The organism is Croceicoccus naphthovorans (assembly GCF_001028705.1).
GTDB classification, from domain to species: domain Bacteria; phylum Pseudomonadota; class Alphaproteobacteria; order Sphingomonadales; family Sphingomonadaceae; genus Croceicoccus; species Croceicoccus naphthovorans.
Map to the genome: position 1 here is coordinate 131469 of NZ_CP011771.1, position 19953 is coordinate 151421.

The window sequence follows — 19953 nt, forward strand, 5'->3', positions numbered from 1 at the left end:
CGCCTAGCGGCTTCGATCAGGCTGCCGGGGGCTCGATTGGCGGCGCGGTGGCCCAGGATGCCAGTTTGGACGCTTCGGCCAAATGATGAAGCGCCGAGGGAACCGGCACCGGCATTTCCATCCGCGCAGCCGCCACCGTCATGGCTGTCGGTCCATGATGGTCGTGCGCCACAGTGCCATGATCGACATCGGGCACCGCATCGGAAGTCCAATCGTGGTGATCGCTCGCGAAGAGCGTCGCGTGATCGTCGTGTCCGGCTTCCTCGGCGTGCAGCATCGAAGGCGAGTGCAAGTTGCAGATCACCAGGGTTGCTATCGCGATCAGGAGAAGAACCGATCTTGGCATGACACGTCGGTTAACATCGGCGCTGCGGCAAGACAATCCGGGTTTACCCAGTCGGATGAGGAACACTTTCAACCGCTCGCGCAATCTCCGTCGATGGCTTGGCAATCATTCTTGGGCAAAATTGACCCGCGCCGCAAATTGCCCAGCACCCGCGCCGCTGCATTGCTGCCCACAGCAAGCTCGCGTGCGTAGCGCAGCGCCGTTGTCTGCGACGACCAGCGCAGCGCCAGCGCAATCCCCGCACCATCCTCCCCGGCCGCGAACAGGTCCTGGGTCAACCCGACCCGAAACGAATGAGCACTCAAGGCCCGGACGGTGTCGCCTTCCATGCCTGGCTCGAGCTCGACATGGCCGAGATCGATCGCCTCCAGTACCCGGCGGCGCAGGATCGCGACCACACCTTGGCGGGTGAGCGGCTTGGCGCCAATGTAGTGCCGCACGATCTGCTGTCCGGCAGGATCCGGCGGACTGGTCAGCACATTGATCCGCCGAAACACCGGGCCTTCGCCAATTCCGCTGGCAAGCAGCCAAGCTGATATATGACCCATCGTCTCTGGCGACAGCCAGGCCAGAGCCCCCTCCCCCAGCTGGTCGGTCTTGGAATGCCCGATCTCGAGGCGGCCGCTGCCGTCGCCAACCTGCCGCAGATCAGCAACCTCGGTTCCGACCAATTCCGAGACCCTGAGACCAGCGTCATAGGCAAGGCTGATCAGCGCCGCATCGCGCAGACCGATGATGTCGGTGCTGCAGGATGCGAGCAGCGCCTTGACCGTCACGCCTTCGGGAGCCCCCTGCCCTTCGGCCATGGCGTCCCCAAGCCGGAGCGGCCCTGCCTGGCGCTGGCGATGCCGCTTGTCGCGGCGGATACCCTTCAAGGTATCACGGACCATCCCGGCCTGGGTGGGCAACGGCTCGGAATCGCCGAACCCGAGCATGCGATGCACCCGGGCAATGCTGGCGATCCGGCGCGCAAGCGTCGCGGGCTTTGCCGGTGTCCGGGTATCAGAACCCTTGGCCAGCCAGCGCAGGTAGTGGACGAGCGTCTCGGGTTCGGCGGGAACCGCGGTGGCGACGGGCCGGCGCGACTTGCACCAGGCGAGGAAGCACTTGAGGTCGGCGGTGATCGCCGCCTTGGTCGCCGGCGCCATCGCCGCGACCGCCGCCTCGAACCCGACCGAACTGGCGCCGCGCGCATCGACCAGCGGCGCGTAACGGCGCAAGACCAGCTCGACCGAAGACGGGAACGGCCCATCAGTTGCGGCGAGCATGGGAGTTTCCGGTGGGTTTCACCGGGTCTTTTTGGACAAAATCGGCCCTTTCGGCAACACCGATTTTACCATAAGTCCCGATTATGGAAAGTCCGTGTTTTTGACAGTCGGAAAGATAGGATACCAAACTGCACTTTAGGTAAACTTTGTATTTGACCCTGATTCCCGGCGCAGGTAGCCAATTCGGAGCCACAGCAACGAAGGTCATTCGCTTGAGCAGCGCGATCGACGCCGGCCCCATCGCCTTTCGTATCGGCCAGATCGACACTCTGGCCAAGTGCCTGCTCGCGTCCCATGCCCTCTATTCCCCGGAAATGCGCGCTTCGCTGGCGCTCCACTGGCTCTCGCGCGCCTGGGAGCAATACCGCCAGGACCGGGCGATCACACTCGGGGCCTCCCTGATCGGCGCCGAATGCGCCGCCCAGCGCAACGCCTTCCTCACCCTGCTCGAACGCGCCCTGTGCCCCCGCGAAAAGCCGCTCACCCAGGCGATCCGCACGGTGCGCAAAATCGCCATCCGGCCGATGGCCAGCGAGGCCGCCGACGCCGAGGCCATCGTCGCCGCGAGTACGGGCGACCTCGATGCGGTGCTGGGTGCATTCGACCAGGCCAAGCTGCCGCAGGCACCGCTTGAACGGCTGCTCACGCTCGTCGACCGGTTCCGCTATTCGAGCGGCGATGAGCGCGATGCCCTGTCGGCAACCGCCCGCACGCCGTGCTGGGCGATCAACCTGGCGGCTGTGGCGCTTGGGTCAGCCTTCCGGTTGAGCGAGACCCCCCTGCCCTTCGTCGGCGTCGTCCACCGCCGGCTGTTCCGCGCCGATCGTGACGCTGGCGAACGGCGCACAGACGGCCGCGAAAGCCTGCTTGCCGCGCTACACGACACCGCCTGCGACGTGGCCCGCATGCCGCGCGCGGCCGACATTTTCGCGCGCGAGTTTCCGAACCAGCGTTCGAACTCGCGGCTCTATCTGGCCTGGATGTTGCTGTTCGGGCTTGGCGGACTGACCCCCGCCCAGCTCGCCCGCGCGCTCCCCGCCACCAAGGCCGGCGCCGCCAAACTGCTGCGGCAACTCGAATCCCAGCACCTGGCCCGCGCGCACGGCCCCTTCGCGCCGTTTGTCTGCGCCATCACGATCCCCATGGCCCTGCCCGACTGGCGGCACGAGACAGCTGCCTAGGCGGCCTGGAGCACCGCCTCCCGACCTTGCCGGGCCCGCAGCGCACCATAGGCGCAAAGCAGGCTCAGCAACTCAGGAGCGATCCAGTGCGAGCGCGGTTTGGTCCTGAAAGCGGCTTGCAGGCGATAGGGCGGTTTCTGATCGGCCAGGCTGCCGCCGCCCGGCGTGGGCCTCTCGGGCAAAGCTTGCGAAATCAGGGTCTCGAAACGCCGAGGGGCCGCACCGCGCCGACCATGCGCCAAGGCCAGCATGGCGATGCGATCCGCTGAGAAATGGAACACATTTGCTGCAATCCGGTCCCGGTAGGCATGGTCGATTGCCCGGTGCCTCTGCCATTCCGACTGCCGGACCAACTGGGCAAGAATCGCGGAATTGCGCCGGATTGTCTTCTGCGATGGCCTCGCCACCGCAAGCGAGCGTTCGGCCAGAACCACCAAGCGCGCCAATTGCGCCAACGATAGCCGACCGCCCGGTTCGCCTGGCACTTTGCCCGGCAGGCCGTGCTCCCGGCACCGCCAGCTCGCCCGCAAGATCCATTCGCGCCGGATGAATTCGGGCTTCCCCGCCCGGCGCGCCTCGTACCAGCACCGTGCACAGGCATAGTGGCGCAATCCGCGCGGCAGCAGGGCGCTTGCCTCGCAAGCCAGAAATGTCGCGGAAATCCGCTCCTTCTCGCATTGCACCGCCCAGGCAAGCCGTTCGACCAGGCCATCGAAGGCCTGGTGCCACGTGGTGTCGAGGCCGCGCCTGCCGCGCCCTAGGTCCTGCCCTGCCAGCGCCGGTTCGATCCCGAGATGGCGGAAAAGCACGCTCCGCGTGACATCGTGCGCACGTCCGACCCGATCGATCCACGAATCAAAGCATTCGTCGGCAAGCGGGCGCACGCGGAATGCGAGCGGTTCCGGCTCGAGCCCGAGTGCAATCACCGCGACGGATGGCTCGGCAGCAGACCCGCCGCCTCGCGGATATCGGCGAACTCCACGCATTCGCGGCCATGGCGGCGGGCCACCTTCTGCCCCCAATGCAGCAACCGCTTGAAATTGCCAGTGACGCCGAGGCTGTGACGCCAGAGAAATTCGGCGATTTCGGGCTCGGCGAGCCGCTCAGGCTCGATCAGTTGCATCCCCTGCCCCAGAACCCGGATCAGCCGCTGCGATGGCTCTCCCGGCGGCCAGGGATTGAGCCGCACGATGATCGAGCGATAGGCCAGTTCGACATCCTCGGCAAAAATGTCCGCCGCGACGTCGAGCCCGGCCACCACCATCGGCACATTGCCCTCGCTCATCAGGAAGCGGAAGGCATCGAGCGTGTCGCGCCGCGCCCTCCCGCCGGCGGTGAGGATCGCATGGACATTGTCGATCCCCACAAGCCGCGTCCTTTGGCGGCGCAACAGCTCGACGACCTTGAGATCGGCGATCCGGTGCGTCTTGCCGGCAATCGGCCAGCCCTGCTTCCACAGCAGCGTCAGGTTGATCTTGAGCGCGGTCGAACCCGAAGGGATCACCGTGCGCAGCATCGGTTCGTAACGCGCCTCGCCCCATTCCTCGGGTTCGGGAAAGTCGAGCGCGATCCGGCGCTGGGTCTCACGCAGGATCGAGGTCTTGCCCATGCCCGACTGGCCGACCAGCAGGACGCAGGGTGGCCGCTCGTCCGGCTCGTCATGCGCCAGCTCGACAAGCGTCTCGACCGCGCGGCGCGCCTCGTCGAAATCGATCCAGAAGGCCGAATGTCCGCTCATTTGCGCCATTTGAGCCAGTCATCCTGTGGCAGATCGGCTGCCGGGAGCCAGCGAACCTCGGCCCTCTCGATCCCGCCTTTCGCTTGGGGCGAGTGCGATACCCCTTCCCGCTCCCGGCGCTTGCGTTCCTGCCGACTGCTGGCCGTGCGCTGCCGGGCCGCGACGACTTCGCGCCGCGCAGCCTCGATATAACGCGCGGTCGCCGCCTGCGCGCCGTCAGCCTGGAACGCTGACCCTTCGCGCCGCAGGCGTTGCCGTTCGGTTTCCGATTCGGGCTCGCTGACGTCGGGATAGTGGCCCACCACTGGTAGGACGACGAACTGTCCGTCGATTTCGGCGTAAACCTCCTGCAACGTGCGCTCGTCGTGATGCACGGTAATCTGCTGGCCAATCCGGGGCGCGAGCACCGGGTGCCAATAGCGGCGATGCAGGATCTGCACACCATAGGCCTGCACGGTTCGCTGCCGCACGGGCAGGAACTGGCGGGTGAGATGCTCGACATCGAGGCAGACCGGGACCAGCGGCAGATGGCCCGAAACCGCCATTTTCCAGGCCTGCGCGGGGCATTGTCCGCGCAATCCCTTGTGCGGCGCGTTGTGATAGATGGCGATCTGCAACAGCAGCCAGCGCTCGAACTCCGCCAGGGTCATCGCCGCCGCCATGCCGGCATCGTAACCATCACGCTGGGTCACATTTCCTCCGGTCGCACCTGGCAGCAGGCGCATCCTGCCGACCATAGTGCCGATCAGCCGCTCGATGTGCCCGCCAAAGTGGGCCGGACCGCGCGGACGGATATCGGGATCGATACCATTGGCCAGGCAAGCACGCCGGAAGCTCTCGGCCCGGTGCGGAGCGGCGTGGTCGGCATGAAGCCGCCGGAATTGCCCATACATCGGGTAGGAAACATCGACGCCCAGTTCCTCAAGCAGCGGTTCCTTGGGCAACAGGGCATTAGCGACCGCCCGGCCGCAGCGGAAGATCGAGGGGTCCCCAAAACTCACATAAAAGCCCAAAATACTGCGGGTCCAGACCTCCACCAGCAATGTGATCCACGGGCGCGCGAGTTCCTCGCGATGCTTGCTATCGACCAGAATCACATCGGCGCGGGTGTGATCCATCTGGACCAGATCGAGCAAACCCTCGCTTCGATACTCGCCAGGATGCGGTTCATGGGCGCTTCGCTGCTTCGAGCCCATGCTCGATCGTGCCCGCTGCGGCTCCGAAATCTCCCCGATCAGGCGGATCAGTGTGCGTTCGCTCGGGACCACGCCCGGCGAGAAGCGGAACTCCCCATCCTCCGCAAGCAGCAATCCGTGGATTTCGCGGGCCGCCAAGGCCGCCGTTGGCGGCGGCTTTGCCAGGAATATCTCATGGGTGAGCCGCTCGATTGCCGCTTTTACGGGCGCGGCGATGCGGTGGCTGCCAATCCGGGGGCCGCGCGGTGTCGGAGCGAGGCTAGCGGCCACCGGGTTTGCGCGGAATCTTGCCGCCAACCGGCGTACCTGGCGCGCGCTGAGGCCTGATGCGGCTGAAACTTCGGCGATGACCTGTGAGGACATCAATCCCTCGAGCGGAACATGTCGCCTGAAGATCGGATAGAGCTCGGCCCCTGTTGCCAGCGCCTCGGTTGAGATGGCCTTCGCCGACTGCGGCTTCCGCTCGATCACCCGCCCTCCCCTGGCCGGAAATCGACCCGTTCGATGACATCAATTCTGGCAGAGCGCCCGACATGTATTTCCGGCCTGCCAGAATTGCTGCTCCCGGAATCGCCTTAATGCATTGATACTTAGTGCATAAATTCGGTTGCCATAAACTTTGGCAGCCGACACCTGATCGAATGGCTCCGCCAGCTGCGCGAGGACGAGATCGACTTTCTCGAGGGCGGCAGCGAGGAGGTGGTGATCGAGGGCCGCGTGTTCCAGCGTTTTGCCGCGCGCGGGAGCGCCTGGGCCGCCTCGCTCGCCGCCGCGCTGCGCCCGCAGCTGTTCGCCCTGGGTGCGGCTCCACTGGCGCTCGCCGGGCTGGCGCCGCGCAGCATGTTCCGCGCCGAGCCCGAACACCCCCTCCCCGCCCTGCTGGGTAATGCGCTTGGCGTTGCCGCCAGTGACGTGGCAACGGACCTCGCCGCCGTCACGGCGATGGTTGCGCGCGGGGAAGCATGTCTCGCGGGCCTCTACGCATCGTCGCAGGCGCCGGCGATGTGGCAATTGATTGGTGGCCTCGGCCCGCTCACCCGCGCCGAACTGGCTCGGGCGCTCGGCGTGACCCGGCGCACCGCCTCACAAGCCGCCCAGGCGCTCGCGAAGGCCGATCTGGCGATCTTGCGCCCCGGAGATCATGCGCTGGCCCCCAAACGCCCCAAGATGGCCTCCTGAGGTCTTCCCGCGGCTAGAAAGAGACTTCACGGTACGCCACGTCGATCCGCTTGGGCGCGGACGACCGGTGACGCAGCAGCCGGCGGGTAAAACGCGATGCCTCGTCCTCGCTCGCAAACGAGACCGCCCTCCCCTGCCCGCGCGATCCGATCCGGCCCCAGGCGATTTGTGACGCAACTAACGGACCCAATGACGCCCCAAAAGGTCAGGACGTCAGGATAGCCTCTATGGCCTTCAACACTTCAGTTGCCGAAGCGCCGCTACGCGCGGGCACCTTGAAGGTATATCCGCTTCTTGCAGAATGGGCATAGCGCAAGATCACTTTGCCAGCGGCACCCTTCACTTCGACCTCGCCGCCAGCAGGCTTTGCAGGAGCGACAGTTGCCCGAATAAGGCGCTTTGCGACTTCGGGAGCGGGCAAAGCCGTTCCCAGATCGTCGCGCTCAGCAACAATGGCCATGCTTTCTGCGACCATCAAGTCCAGAGTGCGCTTCTCTGAAGTGAGTGGCTTAATGTCTCTTGCGATGCGGACGGTGATGCCATGCGTGTCGGGAAAGGCATTCACTATCTCTGCTGGCAACCGCGCCACATCGAGCAGACGGCTGAGCCATGAGCGCGAAATCTTCAGATGCTCTGCCATTTCACTCTGGTTGGAATCGTAGAACTCCTCCAGCGCCCGTGAATACTCCTTCGCCCGTTCCCAGTCTGAGATGTCTTTGCGCGACCGGTTCTCGATGTCCGAAACCCTGAACGCTTCCTCGTCGGAAACGTTTTGGATCGTGACGAGGTATTCATATTCCGGGTGATGATGCTCGCGGAGCCATTGAACGGTCCACCATCGCCTTACGCCCGCTATGATTTCGAAGTCGTAGTCTGGGTCATCCTTGAGGCGGCGCACGATCGCGGGAATGCGCTGCTTCTTAGCGGAGAGGAATGCGTCAATGAGATCGCGGCAACTCTCTTCGTTCAAGTGGTCCAGATCGCGGTTGTGCAGACGCCAGGGACGACAGCGAGCTGGGTCGACCCACTCGGTGCGATCCGTGACGACTTTACCGGCGGCAATTCTCGCAAGGCTCTGACTACGGCTCGCCATAATGCTTTCCGATGGCGCAGGGCTGCCGACGTCGATCTCGTCGTCGAGCCCCTCTGTCAAACTGCTGCCGAAGCCTCGGTTACCCTTTGCCATCGCCTACTCCAAACCTTTCAAATCACATTTGTCGGCCGCTTGTTGCCACGTGGCAACAAGCCCTGTCCGCGCCTCGCTTTCACCCTGATTCTTGGTACGTTGCCACGTGGCAACATCCCTCGTTCAGCCAATAAAATCTCGCGCTATCGCACCAATCGAGTCTCTCGAAAAATGATCTTAGTCGTTGTATTTTAACTGTATTATCCCGTTGTTGCCACGTGGCAACGGCCCTAGACCGCCTCACCTGCTCTGCTCGCCCAGGACCTAATGACATCCGCCTCGATTTCTCTGCAAACATCGCTTAAATACTTCACACACCGGTTGTGAACCTCGTGGGACGTCACAGGTCGATCAAGTTCAAAGACTGTCTTCATGCGCGAGCTGGCATTGTCGATTTCTGCGCTGGTCTTGAGGACAGAAGTCGCCATCGAACCACCGAAGACCTGCCGCATCATCGAGAGAATTTCGCGGTGCATGGACTTGCTTTCATCTACCCTGCTGCCAACGAGGCGGATGAAGTTGTAGGCAGGCTTCACCCGCTTCGCGAGCTGCTCGAGCTGCTTCATCGTTGTACGCGCCATGTCGATAAACGACACGGTCGATGCGAAGTCGATGACGCTCGGCGGTACAGGAATTACCATCGCATTAGCCGCCTGCAGCACTGCCATCGAAACCATGCCAAGTGCCGGAGGCGGATCCATGATGACGATGTCGTAGTCATCGACGACCGTATCGATGGCTTCGGCAATCAGGTCGATGATGTCGAAGTTCTGATTTTGTGCCAGGTAGCCCGCGATCTCGTATTCTAGATTATAGAGCTTGAGATTGGCGGGGATCAGGTCGAGCCCGAAAAAGTGCGTCTTCCGGATGATCGAGCGAACGCCCAACAGTTCAGGATTATGGAAGTGACCGTAGAGGGTATCATCCTCGGTCAGATCGACATCCGGCCGATAGCCAAACATCATTGTCGAACTGGCCTGGCTGTCGCAGTCGATAAACAGAACCCTGTAGCCGTGAATCGCAAAGTGCTGTGCGAGGTGGAGGGCCACGGTCGACTTACCCACGCCCCCTTTGAAGTTCGAGACGGAGATGACCGCCGGGGTGTCCGTCGGTGCGCGCCACGGGCGAGTGCCAAATACGGCACGCATATGATCCAGTTCTTCCAATGAGTACTGGACCCGGTGGCCAGAAGCGGTTCGGTCGCGCTGGGGAAGACGACCATCTCGCTCAGCTTCGCGAATTGCAGACGCTGTTCGCCCCACAAGGGAGGCTGCTTTCGAAATGGAATACGACGGGCCAACCTTTTGCCCGGTCTCCGGATCGAGCGCACCGTCACGAATACGCTTCAGGATGGTGAGGGCCTTGCGGTGTAGGTTGCCAAGGCCGTCTTCCAAGAGTTCATCGGGTTGTGCGTCGAGCGCTGCGTCGGTAGCCATGATCACCGCTTTGTGAGATTGAGGGCGCCAATTAGCACTCTTGGCAGTTTTGCGCAAACTTCGGCCACCAACCTTACAAATTCACCGATGATCTCCGTGCCTTTTTGCGAATCAGGAGTCAGCCCGATGCAGCACGTAGTGGTTCAGACCGATGAAGCCGGGTCTAGGGAAGGGGGCCAGCAGGCGACATTCCAATAGTCAGCTGAGCGCCCCGATGGCCGGATTGATCGCGCTGTGGACAACAACCGATGATCTCGGTGCAAGCCGATGAATTCAGTGCGTTTCCCCGATGATCTCGGTTCCCTTTGGACCGATGATCTCGGAGCCCATACCTACTAAAGGAATCTCCTAGAAAAACCGATTCGCGAATCGCTTTTTTTAAAATTGAGATTGGATTTGGTTTCGCCCCGCCAAACCGCTCCGAGATCATCGGGCAACTTGGAGGTTTTAGGCCCGGAATCCCGTCGAAACTGCCAATGGCCTTGCTTTCGAAGCTCAAACCTGTTGTTTAATGACCAACCCGAGGCTCCAATGAGTCGGGAAGGGACGGTTCAATGAGCGGAGACACACTGCGTCCAATCGGACATCAATACGCCCTAGCAATGCTAGGCGGCGGTGAAGAGCGGGTCCGCTCCCTCGCGCAGTCTGCCGGCACTCAGCTCACGATGGATGCCTTCCTACGTGTCCAGGACGAAGAACCCGTTCCGGCATTTCTGCATTCCGCATTGTGCGCCATGTCGCTTCCGACCAAGCGTCCGAAGGACGATACTCTACCGATTCTTCGCGAAGACGGAAAATATGCACTGGCCATCAATCCACGACCAGTTCTCCAGACGGTCGACGGTAAGCCCGTACTACGAAGCGTTGGTGTGCCCTATGGAGCTTATCCACGCGTTGCGCTGATCTATCTGCTTTCGCAGGCCGTCACCAAGCGATCGCGAGACGTGTACTTGGGCCGTAATTTCACGGAATGGATGCGTCGACTTGGCTACCAGACCGTCTCTTATGGCCCACGGGGAACTGCCAATCTGATGCGCGAGCAAGTCGACCGACTGCTTGCGTGTGAATGGCAAATTCGTTGGGAAGGCAACGACGCCGGCGACAACGCATTCGCCGTACGAGACGTAAAGATTTCAAACGAATACGCAGGATCTCTGGAAAAAAATGGCGCGTTTGCCCGCGAAATTCGGATGTCCGAGGCGTTCTATAGTCACCTTATCGACCACGCCGTTCCGTTGAACGAGATTGCAATCCGTGAGCTCAAGGGCACGCCCACAGCTCTCGATCTCTATACCTACCTTGCGTATAGACTCCCGCGTATCAGCAGCGATCGAGGCCAGGTGATATCTTGGGACCAGTTGGCCAAGCACTTGGGGAACGACGCCGATAGCAAGCGCTTCCGCCAGACCGTGCGCGAAACAATGCAATTGGTCTCCGCTGTCTACCCGAACGCTGACGTCGATTTCAGCGGCAGGAAGGTAGTGCTCCGGCCTTCGCCGGCACCTTTAGAGCGGAAGCTCGTTGGCCCGCACTTGCGGTTGCTGGGCGCTCCGGCCCCGGAAACCGCACCGAGATCATCGGTCGCCAAAGCTCCTCGGTCGACTGTTCGGGACATCAAGGTCTCCGAGCCCGTATTCCCTTTCCCAGCAGGCAGCCTGACCTATGGCGAAAGGGAAACTAAGTTCCGAGCAATCGGGCTTGAGAAGGGTAAGCCCTGGTGCGTCGACACCATGGCGAACGCATTCCGCACCGGCTTTCCCGGTATCAAACAAGAGCGGACCGATGCGGAGTGGCTGAGAGTCTGGGAATCCTTTGTCATTCGTTATGCCGAGCGACGCGCAAATTCGGATGCCGGCTGACCGATGATTTCCGAGCACTTCGGTTAGGCTGAAGCGCAGGACGAGGGGGAGGGGAGTAGGGTCGAACTGGGCAGTCATGCCCATCGTCAACAACAAACCCAGTCCGGACCTACGCAGCCTTGTTCGGCGCATCGGGGGCAATTGGTCCGGTAATACCGCGATGTGTCGGTGCCCTTGCCATGCCGACAGAACCCCATCTCTGTCCATCCGCCAAGGTGATCGAGCCATTCTCGTAACGTGCCACGCAGGTTGCGACAGCCGGGACGTAATCAGAGCTCTTCGCCGCATCGCAGACCTGCCGACGGTCGATGCCTCTGGCATGACCCCCAGCTTCCAGCGCAGCACTGGAATTCACCTCACTATCTGGCAAGCCGGTCGACCGATCGAAGGGACTTTGGCGGAGCGATATGTGCGAGGGGTGCGCCAGATCTGGGCACCACTCGAAGACCTGCGCTTTCACCCCCGGTGTCCACTAGGGCAGGGGAAGCTTGCGAGCTTCGAGCCGGCACTCCTCGTTGCGATGCGCAAGGCGGGCGCGATCGCCGCGATCCAGCGGATTTTCCTCGATCAGTTGACATCGACCTACACCGAGAAGCGCGTCCTCGGCCAGGCTATCGGCGCTGCATGGACCAACGGCCCGCCAGGCAAGACCATCGGCATCTGCGAGGGGTTCGAGACTGCGGCTGCCTATACGTCGCTCACGGGTATCCAGGCCTGGGCGACCATGGGCGCCAAACGCTTCCACCAAGTCAACATCCCGGCCTCAGTCGAAACCATAATCCTGCTGGCCGACAACGACGCCGAAGGCAGGCGGGCGCGCGATCGGGCATCCGAATCCTACCGACGCCCCGGCCTTGCTATCGAGACCGAATGGCCGCCGGGCCGCATGAACGACTGGGCGCAGCTTCTGAAGCGGTGAGGAGAGGGGGGCTGGAGCGGGCGTGCCGCTGATCGGCACGAGCTCAGGAGTTCACCGCATGACCACAACGATTCCGCGCGCCAGCGCCATTCTCGGCGCTGCGCGCACACTTGCCGCCAAGCTGCTGCTCGCTGTTCCGATCGACCGCGCCGCTCTGAGCGAAGCCATGACGGAGAGTGCACGCGGCAATGACGCCGCAGGTGCCTGGCAGCAGCGCGACAGTTTCGAAGCGCTGGAAGTCTCGCTCTCCCTGGCCATTCCCGAACTGGTAGGCCGCATGGACGTCGGCGCGTCGATCAGCGCGCTGGAGGCGCTGGCGCGCGAACTGCCAACCCACACGGTACGCAGCGAGGACCAGATCCAGTTCCAGCAGTTCTCGACGCCGCCGGCGCTGGCCCGTCTTGCAGTTCATCTGGCGCGGCTTTCGAGCGATGACATGTTGCTTGAACCGAGCGCTGGCACCGGGATTATCGCTTCGCTCGCCAAGGGCGCGGTCAAGGATCTGATCCTCAACGAACTCGAGCCAACCCGCGCCGACCTGCTCGAGGCCGTGTTTCCGGGCAAGAAGGTCTATCGCCACGATGGCGCTAAACTCAGCGCGCTGCTCTCCGGAACCGCGCGGCCGAGCGTTGTTCTGATGAACCCGCCGTTTTCGGTGTCGCAATCGCGCGGCGAAGATCAGAACACCGCCGCCAGGCACCTGCGGGCCGCGCTCGACCATCTGCTGCCGGGTGGCCGGATCGTTGCGATCATGCCGGACTGGTTCTCGCCCTCGGCCAGGTACGAAGAAACCTTCCGGCGCACCCTTGAAGGCGCGCGGGTCGTCCTGTCGCTCCGTCTGGACAAGGGCGGCTATGTCAAGCACGGCACCGGGATCGCTGTTCGCGTGCTGGTGATTGACAAGGTGCCAGGCGAGATCGGCGTATCCACGGTCAATCGCGGTTCGGTCGGCGAACTCTTCGCCGCGCTGCCAACCGTGCCACTCCGGGCGACGTTGCGCGACCCGACGCAGGCGGCAGCGCCCCGACCCAAGCTCAGCCTGTTCCGCTCGGTGAAGACCGGTCCAGCACGGCCCGTGATCGTGCGAGCTCCCCAGACCAACGACGTGCGCCACGTCGCCTACGAAGTGCTTGCCGAACCTGCTGCGATGGGCGAGCAGCGCGGGGTCTATGCCGATTACCGGCCTTCACGCGTGGTGATCGCGGAAGCGGGCGAACATCCGACCCACCTCGTCGAATCCGCCGCCATGGCCTCGATCGCTGCGCCGAAGCCAAGCTACGTGCCCTCTCTGCCCGAACGCACCGTCACGGCGCGACTGTTGTCTGCCGCCCAGCTTGAAACCGTGATCTATGCGGGCGAAGCCTGGAGCCGCGACCTCCATGGCCGCTTCAGCCATCCTGCCGGCGAAGTCGCGCTCCAGGAGGATCCTGAGGGCAAACTTTACCGCACAGGGTTCTTCCTCGGCGACGGTACCGGGGCAGGGAAGGGGCGGCAGGCAGCGGCCTGCATTCTCGACCAGTGGCTGAAGGGCAATCGCCGTCACATCTGGATCTCGAAGAACGCGCCGCTGCTCGAAGACGCGCAGCGCGACTGGACCGCGATCGGCGGCCTGCCGTCTGATATTCTCGATCTTGCCTGCTGGAAGATCGGCGAGGAGATCACCGCGCCCGAGGGCATCCTGTTTGTTCCCTACGGCACGCTGCGCAGTTCACGCGTCGAGGATACCCGGCTCGACCAGATCGTCCGCTGGGCCGGCAAGAAGTTCGAAGGCGTGATCGTCTTCGACGAGGCCCACGAAATGGGCGGCGTCGCGGGCGGGGAAGGGGCACCTGGCCAGAAGCAGGGCTCGCTCCAGGGCATTGCCGGGGTGCTTCTCCAGAATACGCTGCCGCGCGCCCGCGTACTCTATGCCTCGGCAACCGGCGCTTCGGACGTCAACAACCTCGCCTATGCGGTCCGGCTTGGCCTGTGGGGACCGGGCACGGCGTTCGCAAACCGCGAGCAGTTCATCAGCGAAATCCGCGACGGCGGCATTGCCGCGATGGAACTGGTGGCGCGCGACCTCAAGGCCTCCGGGCTCTACCTCGCGCGGGCGCTCAGCTTCGCAGGGGTAGAGTACGACATCCTGCGCCATGACCTGACCTCTGAGCAGATCGCGATCTACGACACCTATTGCGAGGCCTGGACGATCATTCACCAGAACCTTGAAGCGGCGCTCGAACTCACCGGGATTGTCGACGGGCTTGAGAACAAGACGCTCAACAGCGGCGCCAAGGCGGCGGCCCGCAGCCGGTTCGAAGGCACCAAGCAACGCTTCTTTGCGCAAGTCCTGCTCTCACTGAAGCTGCCCTCGATCTATCCCGCGATCGACGAGCATCTTGCGAACGACGAATGCGTCGTGGTTCAGCTGGTGAGTACGGCGGAATCGATCCTCAATCGGCGTCTCAATGAACTCGATCCCGACGAGCGCGAAGCGCTGGAACTGGACCTTTCGCCCAGGGAAGCGATCTAATGTTGAGCTCAACATTACACATATTCTTTGCAGTCGCAGTTTATGTCGAGCGTGGTGGCGGGAGGCGCAGGTTTCCTTCGGTTTTCCATGATTTCACTCCAGATAATTACGGTTCCCTCGACCTCAACAAGTCGAAGGAACCAACATGCGATCAAGATCATCATTGCCGTTTCGAGCGGCCCCGCTCCGGGTCGAAGACCCGCCCAGTCACGGCGCCCTTCTCACCGCATTCCTCTCCTCTCTGTCGCTCGACGAGAAGTCAGGCTGTGCGGTTCTGTATGGCGCGGCGGTCCGCCATTTCCTGCATTGGCTGGGCCTGCATAAGATCGCGATCCGCACGATTGACGATCGGGCTGTCCGGCGGTTCGAGAAGCATGGGTGCCGGTGCCACCGGTATTCGGCGCAGCAAGCGCACTACAAGGCTGACCAAGCAGCAAGGGTCAGGCGCTTCGTCCGGTTCCTGGAAGATCAAGGCTACGTCGAAGTCGACGACGGGATCGACGATCTGCCACGGCACCTCGCCGACTATTCCGATGCGATCGATCGCCTGCAACTTGCCGAGGGACCGGCACAGGCCTATCGGTCCGAGGCCGAGCATTTCGTGGCCTGGCTTCGCATGGCGCGGCGCCAATGGATCGAGATCGATGACGCGATCATCGACCACTATGCAGCGCATGATTGCCGATGCCCGGTCTGGCGCAAGCGGGGCAAGCTGGTCGCAACGGGCACCAAGCGGCGGCGGCGATGCGCACGGCACTTCGTCGAGTTCCTGCGAGGCCGGGGCGCCATCCCATTGGTTGAACCGGTGGCGGACGATGACCCGCACATGTCGGCTTACTTGGCATGGCTCAAGCAACACCGCGGCGCCACGGACGAGACGATCCGGCGCTACCGGACTGATATCAGACGGCTCATGCCAATGCTGGGCGAGCCTACGCAATGGGATGCCGCCGGACTCAGGAGCGCATTCCAACGACGAAGCAAGGAGACGCCGGGCTCGGCATCGCTGCTCGTCACGATAATGAGGAGCTACATCCGGTTTCTGGTCGTGCGTGGCGAGTGCCGGCCGGCTTTATTGCATGCAGTTCCATCAGTGCAGCGCTACCGCCTTTCGACGCTGCCGCGCCATGTCGACCCGGCAACGATCGAGAGGATCATTGCGGCCTGTCCGACAGATCGTCCGGTGGAAGTCCGGGACAAGGCCATCATTCTCCTGCTCGCCAGGCTCGGCCTGCGGGCTGCCGATATTCAGGACATGCGTCTCGACGACATCGACTGGCGATCCGGCCACCTGACGGTCAAGGGCAAGACGCGTCGACCGGACCGCCTGCCATTGCCGCAGGATGTTGGCGACGCGATCCTGGCATATCTTGCGGCAGCCCGCCCGAAGACCGCCGAAAAGCATCTGTTCCTGCGTGCACAAGCACCGTTTCGGCCATTCCGCTCGTCCGCTGAGATCGCGGGCATCGTCGCTCGTACGCGCGACCGCGGTGGGATCGAAGGAGTGCCGACCGGGTCACACATATTCCGGCATTCGCTTGCCACCAACCTGCTGCGCGCAGGCGCAGGCCTGGAGTCCGTCGGGACCATCCTGCGTCACAGCTCGCCCGAGACCACTGCCATCTACGCCAAGGTCGATCTGCCGATGCTCATGAAGATCGCGCAGCCCTGGCCGGGAGAACAGTCATGCTGAACATCCACATTTCCAGATACGTGGCGCTGCATCGCAGCCTCGGGCGGAAGTTCTCTGAACAGGAACGCATGCTGCGCCTGTACGCCGCCTACGCCGAAGGATTCGGCGACCGGCACATCCAAGTCCAGCGGATCTACGACTGGTGCCACACGGCGAGTTCGCAAAATGTGGCCCGCCGGAGGTTCGATACCGTTCGCAACTTCAGCCGCTTTATCCAAGCCGATGATCCAGTTTACGAGGTTCCGCCTGTCGGTGTCTTCGGTCGGGGCAAGCGGCCACGCCCGACCCCGACCATCATCGAACCGGAACAGGTCCGGGCGATCATGACCGCGGCGTTGGACGTTGCGTCCCAAGACACGATCAGCCCATACACGTACCATTATTTGTTCGGCTTGCTGGCGGCGACAGGTCTCCGGATTTCCGAGGCCCTCGCTCTTCAATGCAACGATCTGGTCGAGGATGGCCTGATCGTCCGCAACGGCAAGTTCGGCAAGCAGCGGCTGATTACCTTGCAGCCATCGACCCGTCAGGCGCTCGAAGCATATCTCGCCACCCGAGCAAGGCTTGGCGCCACGGGCAATGACCTGTTCGTGACCATTCGGGGGAGAGCACCACACAAGGTGCGCGCCCACGTGGTGTTCGTCAGGCTGGCCCGGCAGCTCGGATACCGCGGACCGACCGGAACGGCCGGGATGCGGTTACACGACCTGCGGCACACTTTCGCCGTGCGTTCCCTTGAGTCCTGTCCGCGCGACAGGGAAGCCATCGCACACCACATGGCCGGACTCAGCGTATATCTGGGGCATGCGTCGGTCGCCAACACCTATTGGTATCTCGAGGCCACTCCGGTGCTGCTGCGCGATATCGCTGTCGCCAGCGAGCAACTTTACCGGGGAGAAGCGGCATGACGGCACTCGCTCCGCATCTCTCGATCTACCTGCGTGAACATCTACCGCGCGAACGTGCTGTCAGTCCGCACACGGTGAAGACCTATGCCAACTGCTTTGTCCTCCTGGTCCAGTTCGCTGCCGATCGGCTGAAGCGTCGGCCGACCGATCTCGAGATCGAGGATCTCGGCACCGACATGATCATGGCCTTCCTTGACCATGTCGAGAACGGTCGCGGCAGCTGTGTTCGGACCCGCAATGGCAGGCTCGCCGCGATCCGGTCCTTCTTCCGCTACATCGAGTATCGTATTCCGGCCTGCCTGGATCAGGCCCTTCGCGTCAGATCGATCCCTACCAAGAAGACCGACAAGGCGCTGATCGACTACCTCGACCGGGCAGAGATCAAGGCTTTGCTCGACGCCCCGGATCCCCGGACACGCCTTGGCACCCGCGATCGCGCAATGCTGCATCTGGCCTATGCTGGCGGGCTGAGGGTGTCGGAACTCGTAACGCTACAACTGCGCGATTTCCCGGACCGCTTCCTGTCCACCGTGCACATCATGGGCAAGGGACGGCGTGAACGGGTCCTCCCGCTCTGGAAGGAGACTCAGTTCGCATTGCGCGCGTGGCTTGCGATCCGTCCCGATGCGCAAGCTGCCGAGATATTCCTCAATGCCAGCGGGCAACCCATGACCCGCGACGGATTTGCGTTCCGTTTGGCGGAGCACGTCAAGCGCGCGGCAGAGAAGCAGCCGTCGATCCTTGGCAAGCGCGTAACACCGCACGTGCTGCGCCATTCCTGCGCAATGCACACGCTCGCGGCGACCGGGGACATTCGCAAGGTCGCATTATGGCTCGGGCACGCCAGCATCCAGAGCACTGAGACCTATTTGCGCGCCGATCCCGAGGAAAAGCTGCAAATTCTCGCGGCGCACGGCGCCCCTGCCATCAGGCCCGGGCGCTTCAAGCCGCAAAGCGACGATCTACTATCAATGCTTCAGGAAATACGTGCAGGAGGTCATGTCAAAATTTGACACAGTTCCGCATCGCAGTCCGAAGCGCCAGTGGCGCTCCCGCCAACAAAGCTTCGCCTTCGAGGCGGCCGTTGATGCGCAGCATAACCGAACCGTTTTGACGGAGAAGCATCGGAATGAGTTGGGAACCAGTGAGGTTGGCCTGCCAAAACGTGCTCTGAGCGTTAGCGCGGCCGGTCGGAATGTCAATTAATCGACCAGCAAAATTCCATGTAACCGTAACGCGCGGCACCGTCGCGGGCTTGTTAAGGAGCATGGCCATCATGGGGCGGTTGCCTTCACAAAACAGGCTAAACGACTTGATGTTTGGCGAAGCAGCTACATCGACATAGGCCATTGGGGCGCGACCTTGGACCGGCACGACCTCCCAAGCAGTCCCAGGCAGCGGCACTGCGTCCTCAGGTGGGCTGTCCATAAGCAGGCGAGCAATGTCCTGGGGCACGGGCAAGCGGCCTCCTTGAGGCGCATAGACCGTCAACTTTCCCTTTTCCCAAAGGCCAATTTGAACAGCACGGCGATTTGCATCAAGCAAAACATAGGCTTGCTCTACACCGCCTTGATGCGGCGCATTTCCGGTAACCCAATAGAGAGACCCTTGTCGCTGGAGACCGGATATCGCCGAAAGATTGCTGGCCAGCAGGTCTGTTTTGCGGCCCAAACGCGAACGTATCGCGTCAGCTATCGGACCACTTGTCAAAAGATCTATTCCGTTGGGATCGGAATCACTTTGGAATTTCCCTACGGAACTGGCAAGATTGGTCCAGGTTAGCGGCGTCGGTTTTCCCAAGACTGGCCTTGCTTGCAGCGGTGCTTTTGAAGCAGCAGATGCCAGCCCAGACCCATTGCACAAGAGCAATGGGGATTGCGACACGAGCGCTGACTTGAACGGATCCAGGCGCTGTCCCGGCGCGACGTCTGCTTCAAGGCGGACTACGCCTCGCTTTTCGTCGTCATTGACCGTCAAGATCACGCGTCCGAAATCGTTGGCATTGACAGGAAAAGGAAAAAAGACCGCGCTAATGCCTTCATAGGTCGGGCCAAGAAACGAAGCCGCGTACTCAAACCGGGTGCTTTTTACAGTCTGACCAGACGCTTTGAAAGTAAAACCGGTTTCGTTGATCTCAAGGCTCGCCCCTCGGGAGCAATCGCCACGCGGCGCATACGAGCCATAGCTTCCTTCGAGATCCATGCCTTTTAATGACGTCAATGTCACTGCACATGCGACGCCGGGCAAGCCCAGAAAAATCCCTGCGAGAAAAACGATAATGGGGCGCTTGGGCAGTTTGCTCGGCATGGCAGATCTCCATGGCGGACAGCCTTGCATCGGGACCTCGATTGAAAGCGACGAACGACTGCCTCGGGGATTTTCTACAACCTGCACCATTCCAGCGGTGCCGACAATCCTAACGGCCCTAGCATTCAACCTTGTCAGGCAATTATCTGGAGTGAAATCATGGAAAACCGAAGGAAACCTGCGCCTCCCGCCGCCACGCTCGACATAAACTGCGACTGCAAAGAA

At 62.3% G+C, this 19953-nt stretch carries 17 protein-coding genes; 8 read left to right on the forward strand and 9 right to left on the reverse strand.

The window, feature by feature from the left end:
• Positions 1-16 precede the first annotated feature (16 nt).
• Together AB433_RS18260 and AB433_RS18265 are read right to left on the reverse strand one after the other, a co-directional pair.
• Entirely contained in the window at positions 17-430 is a 414-nt protein-coding gene (locus AB433_RS18260) for a hypothetical protein (RefSeq protein WP_156170930.1), read from the reverse strand.
• Positions 415-1614, reverse strand: a complete 1200-nt coding sequence (locus AB433_RS18265) for a tyrosine-type recombinase/integrase (RefSeq protein ID WP_007015951.1) — start codon at positions 1612-1614, stop codon at positions 415-417. The genes AB433_RS18260 and AB433_RS18265 overlap by 16 nt, the downstream gene beginning before the upstream one ends.
• A gap of 212 nt (positions 1615-1826) precedes the next feature.
• Here AB433_RS18265 and AB433_RS18270 point away from each other — a divergent pair, with 212 nt between their 5' ends.
• Positions 1827-2795, forward strand: a complete 969-nt coding sequence (locus AB433_RS18270; RefSeq protein ID WP_047824532.1) for a hypothetical protein — start codon at positions 1827-1829, stop codon at positions 2793-2795.
• On the opposite strand, the gene AB433_RS18275 is transcribed toward AB433_RS18270, so the two are convergent.
• Genes AB433_RS18275 through AB433_RS18285 form a run of 3 tightly spaced genes read right to left on the reverse strand, consistent with a single transcriptional unit; the run spans position 2792 to position 6200 of the window.
• On the reverse strand, positions 2792-3679 hold the full coding sequence (locus tag AB433_RS18275) for a TniQ family protein (RefSeq protein ID WP_245626754.1): 888 nt from the start codon (positions 3677-3679) through the stop codon (positions 2792-2794). The two genes, AB433_RS18270 and AB433_RS18275, sit on opposite strands and share 4 nt — an antisense overlap.
• 38 nt (positions 3680-3717) lie before the next feature.
• On the reverse strand, positions 3718-4533 hold the full coding sequence (locus AB433_RS18280; protein ID WP_081796382.1) for a TniB family NTP-binding protein: 816 nt from the start codon (positions 4531-4533) through the stop codon (positions 3718-3720).
• Entirely contained in the window at positions 4530-6200 is a 1671-nt protein-coding gene (locus AB433_RS18285) for a Mu transposase C-terminal domain-containing protein (RefSeq protein WP_037485760.1), read from the reverse strand. Before AB433_RS18285 ends, AB433_RS18280 begins: the two co-directional genes overlap by 4 nt.
• Before the next feature lie 231 nt (positions 6201-6431).
• On the opposite strand from AB433_RS18285, the gene AB433_RS18290 reads away from it, so the two are divergent.
• A complete protein-coding gene (locus tag AB433_RS18290; RefSeq protein WP_223308166.1) occupies positions 6432-6908 on the forward strand; it encodes a helix-turn-helix domain-containing protein in 477 nt (158 codons plus the stop codon).
• Positions 6909-6921: 13 nt separating this feature from the next.
• Here AB433_RS18290 and AB433_RS21595 read toward each other — a convergent pair whose 3' ends face one another.
• The 3 genes from AB433_RS21595 to AB433_RS18300 form a co-directional block, all read right to left on the reverse strand.
• Complete coding sequence (locus tag AB433_RS21595) at positions 6922-7098, reverse strand: WGR domain-containing protein (protein WP_081796376.1); 177 nt, start codon at positions 7096-7098, stop codon at positions 6922-6924.
• Positions 7099-7113: 15 nt separating this feature from the next.
• Positions 7114-8094: a ParB/RepB/Spo0J family partition protein gene (locus tag AB433_RS18295; protein WP_037485761.1), complete on the reverse strand. Its 981-nt coding sequence runs from the start codon at positions 8092-8094 to the stop codon at positions 7114-7116.
• Positions 8095-8324: 230 nt separating this feature from the next.
• Entirely contained in the window at positions 8325-9530 is a 1206-nt protein-coding gene (locus AB433_RS18300) for an AAA family ATPase (RefSeq protein ID WP_037485764.1), read from the reverse strand.
• Between the two features lie 554 nt (positions 9531-10084).
• On the opposite strand from AB433_RS18300, the gene AB433_RS18305 reads away from it, so the two are divergent.
• The 6 genes from AB433_RS18305 (at position 10085) to AB433_RS18330 (ending at position 18434) form a co-directional block, all read left to right on the forward strand.
• A complete protein-coding gene (locus AB433_RS18305) occupies positions 10085-11389 on the forward strand; it encodes a replication protein RepA (protein WP_037485767.1) in 1305 nt (434 codons plus the stop codon).
• 319 nt (positions 11390-11708) lie between these two features.
• Entirely contained in the window at positions 11709-12308 is a 600-nt protein-coding gene (locus AB433_RS21435; RefSeq protein ID WP_223308167.1) for a DUF7146 domain-containing protein, read from the forward strand.
• Positions 12309-12366: 58 nt separating this feature from the next.
• The gene (locus AB433_RS18315; protein WP_037485772.1) at positions 12367-14820 is read left to right on the forward strand and encodes a strawberry notch-like NTP hydrolase domain-containing protein; all 2454 of its coding nucleotides are present in this window, start codon (positions 12367-12369) and stop codon (positions 14818-14820) included.
• A 145-nt stretch (positions 14821-14965) separates the two neighbouring features.
• Positions 14966-16513: a tyrosine-type recombinase/integrase gene (locus AB433_RS18320; protein ID WP_037485774.1), complete on the forward strand. Its 1548-nt coding sequence runs from the start codon at positions 14966-14968 to the stop codon at positions 16511-16513.
• Entirely contained in the window at positions 16507-17421 is a 915-nt protein-coding gene (locus tag AB433_RS18325; protein WP_007015935.1) for a tyrosine-type recombinase/integrase, read from the forward strand. The genes AB433_RS18320 and AB433_RS18325 overlap by 7 nt, the downstream gene beginning before the upstream one ends.
• Entirely contained in the window at positions 17418-18434 is a 1017-nt protein-coding gene (locus AB433_RS18330) for a tyrosine-type recombinase/integrase (RefSeq protein WP_007015936.1), read from the forward strand. The genes AB433_RS18325 and AB433_RS18330 overlap by 4 nt, the downstream gene beginning before the upstream one ends.
• Here AB433_RS18330 and AB433_RS18335 read toward each other — a convergent pair.
• Entirely contained in the window at positions 18424-19728 is a 1305-nt protein-coding gene (locus tag AB433_RS18335; protein WP_080993750.1) for a hypothetical protein, read from the reverse strand. The genes AB433_RS18330 and AB433_RS18335 overlap by 11 nt on opposite strands.
• Between the last annotated feature and the right edge of the window lie 225 nt (positions 19729-19953).

What these genes read in the sequence shown, in the direction of transcription:
- AB433_RS18320 (WP_037485774.1), top strand. Translation starts at nt 14,966, where the DNA reads ATGCGATCAAGATCATCATTGCCGTTTCGAGCGGCCCCGCTCCGGGTC.
- AB433_RS18265 (WP_007015951.1), bottom strand. Translation starts at nt 1,614, where the DNA reads ATGCTCGCCGCAACTGATGGGCCGTTCCCGTCTTCGGTCGAGCTGGTC.
- AB433_RS21435 (WP_223308167.1), top strand. Translation starts at nt 11,709, where the DNA reads ATGACCCCCAGCTTCCAGCGCAGCACTGGAATTCACCTCACTATCTGG.
- AB433_RS18315 (WP_037485772.1), top strand. Translation starts at nt 12,367, where the DNA reads ATGACCACAACGATTCCGCGCGCCAGCGCCATTCTCGGCGCTGCGCGC.
- AB433_RS18325 (WP_007015935.1), top strand. Translation starts at nt 16,507, where the DNA reads ATGCTGAACATCCACATTTCCAGATACGTGGCGCTGCATCGCAGCCTC.
- AB433_RS18295 (WP_037485761.1), bottom strand. Translation starts at nt 8,094, where the DNA reads ATGGCAAAGGGTAACCGAGGCTTCGGCAGCAGTTTGACAGAGGGGCTC.
- AB433_RS18280 (WP_081796382.1), bottom strand. Translation starts at nt 4,533, where the DNA reads ATGAGCGGACATTCGGCCTTCTGGATCGATTTCGACGAGGCGCGCCGC.
- AB433_RS18305 (WP_037485767.1), top strand. Translation starts at nt 10,085, where the DNA reads ATGAGCGGAGACACACTGCGTCCAATCGGACATCAATACGCCCTAGCA.
- AB433_RS18300 (WP_037485764.1), bottom strand. Translation starts at nt 9,530, where the DNA reads ATGGCTACCGACGCAGCGCTCGACGCACAACCCGATGAACTCTTGGAA.
- AB433_RS18330 (WP_007015936.1), top strand. Translation starts at nt 17,418, where the DNA reads ATGACGGCACTCGCTCCGCATCTCTCGATCTACCTGCGTGAACATCTA.
- AB433_RS18335 (WP_080993750.1), bottom strand. Translation starts at nt 19,728, where the DNA reads ATGCCGAGCAAACTGCCCAAGCGCCCCATTATCGTTTTTCTCGCAGGG.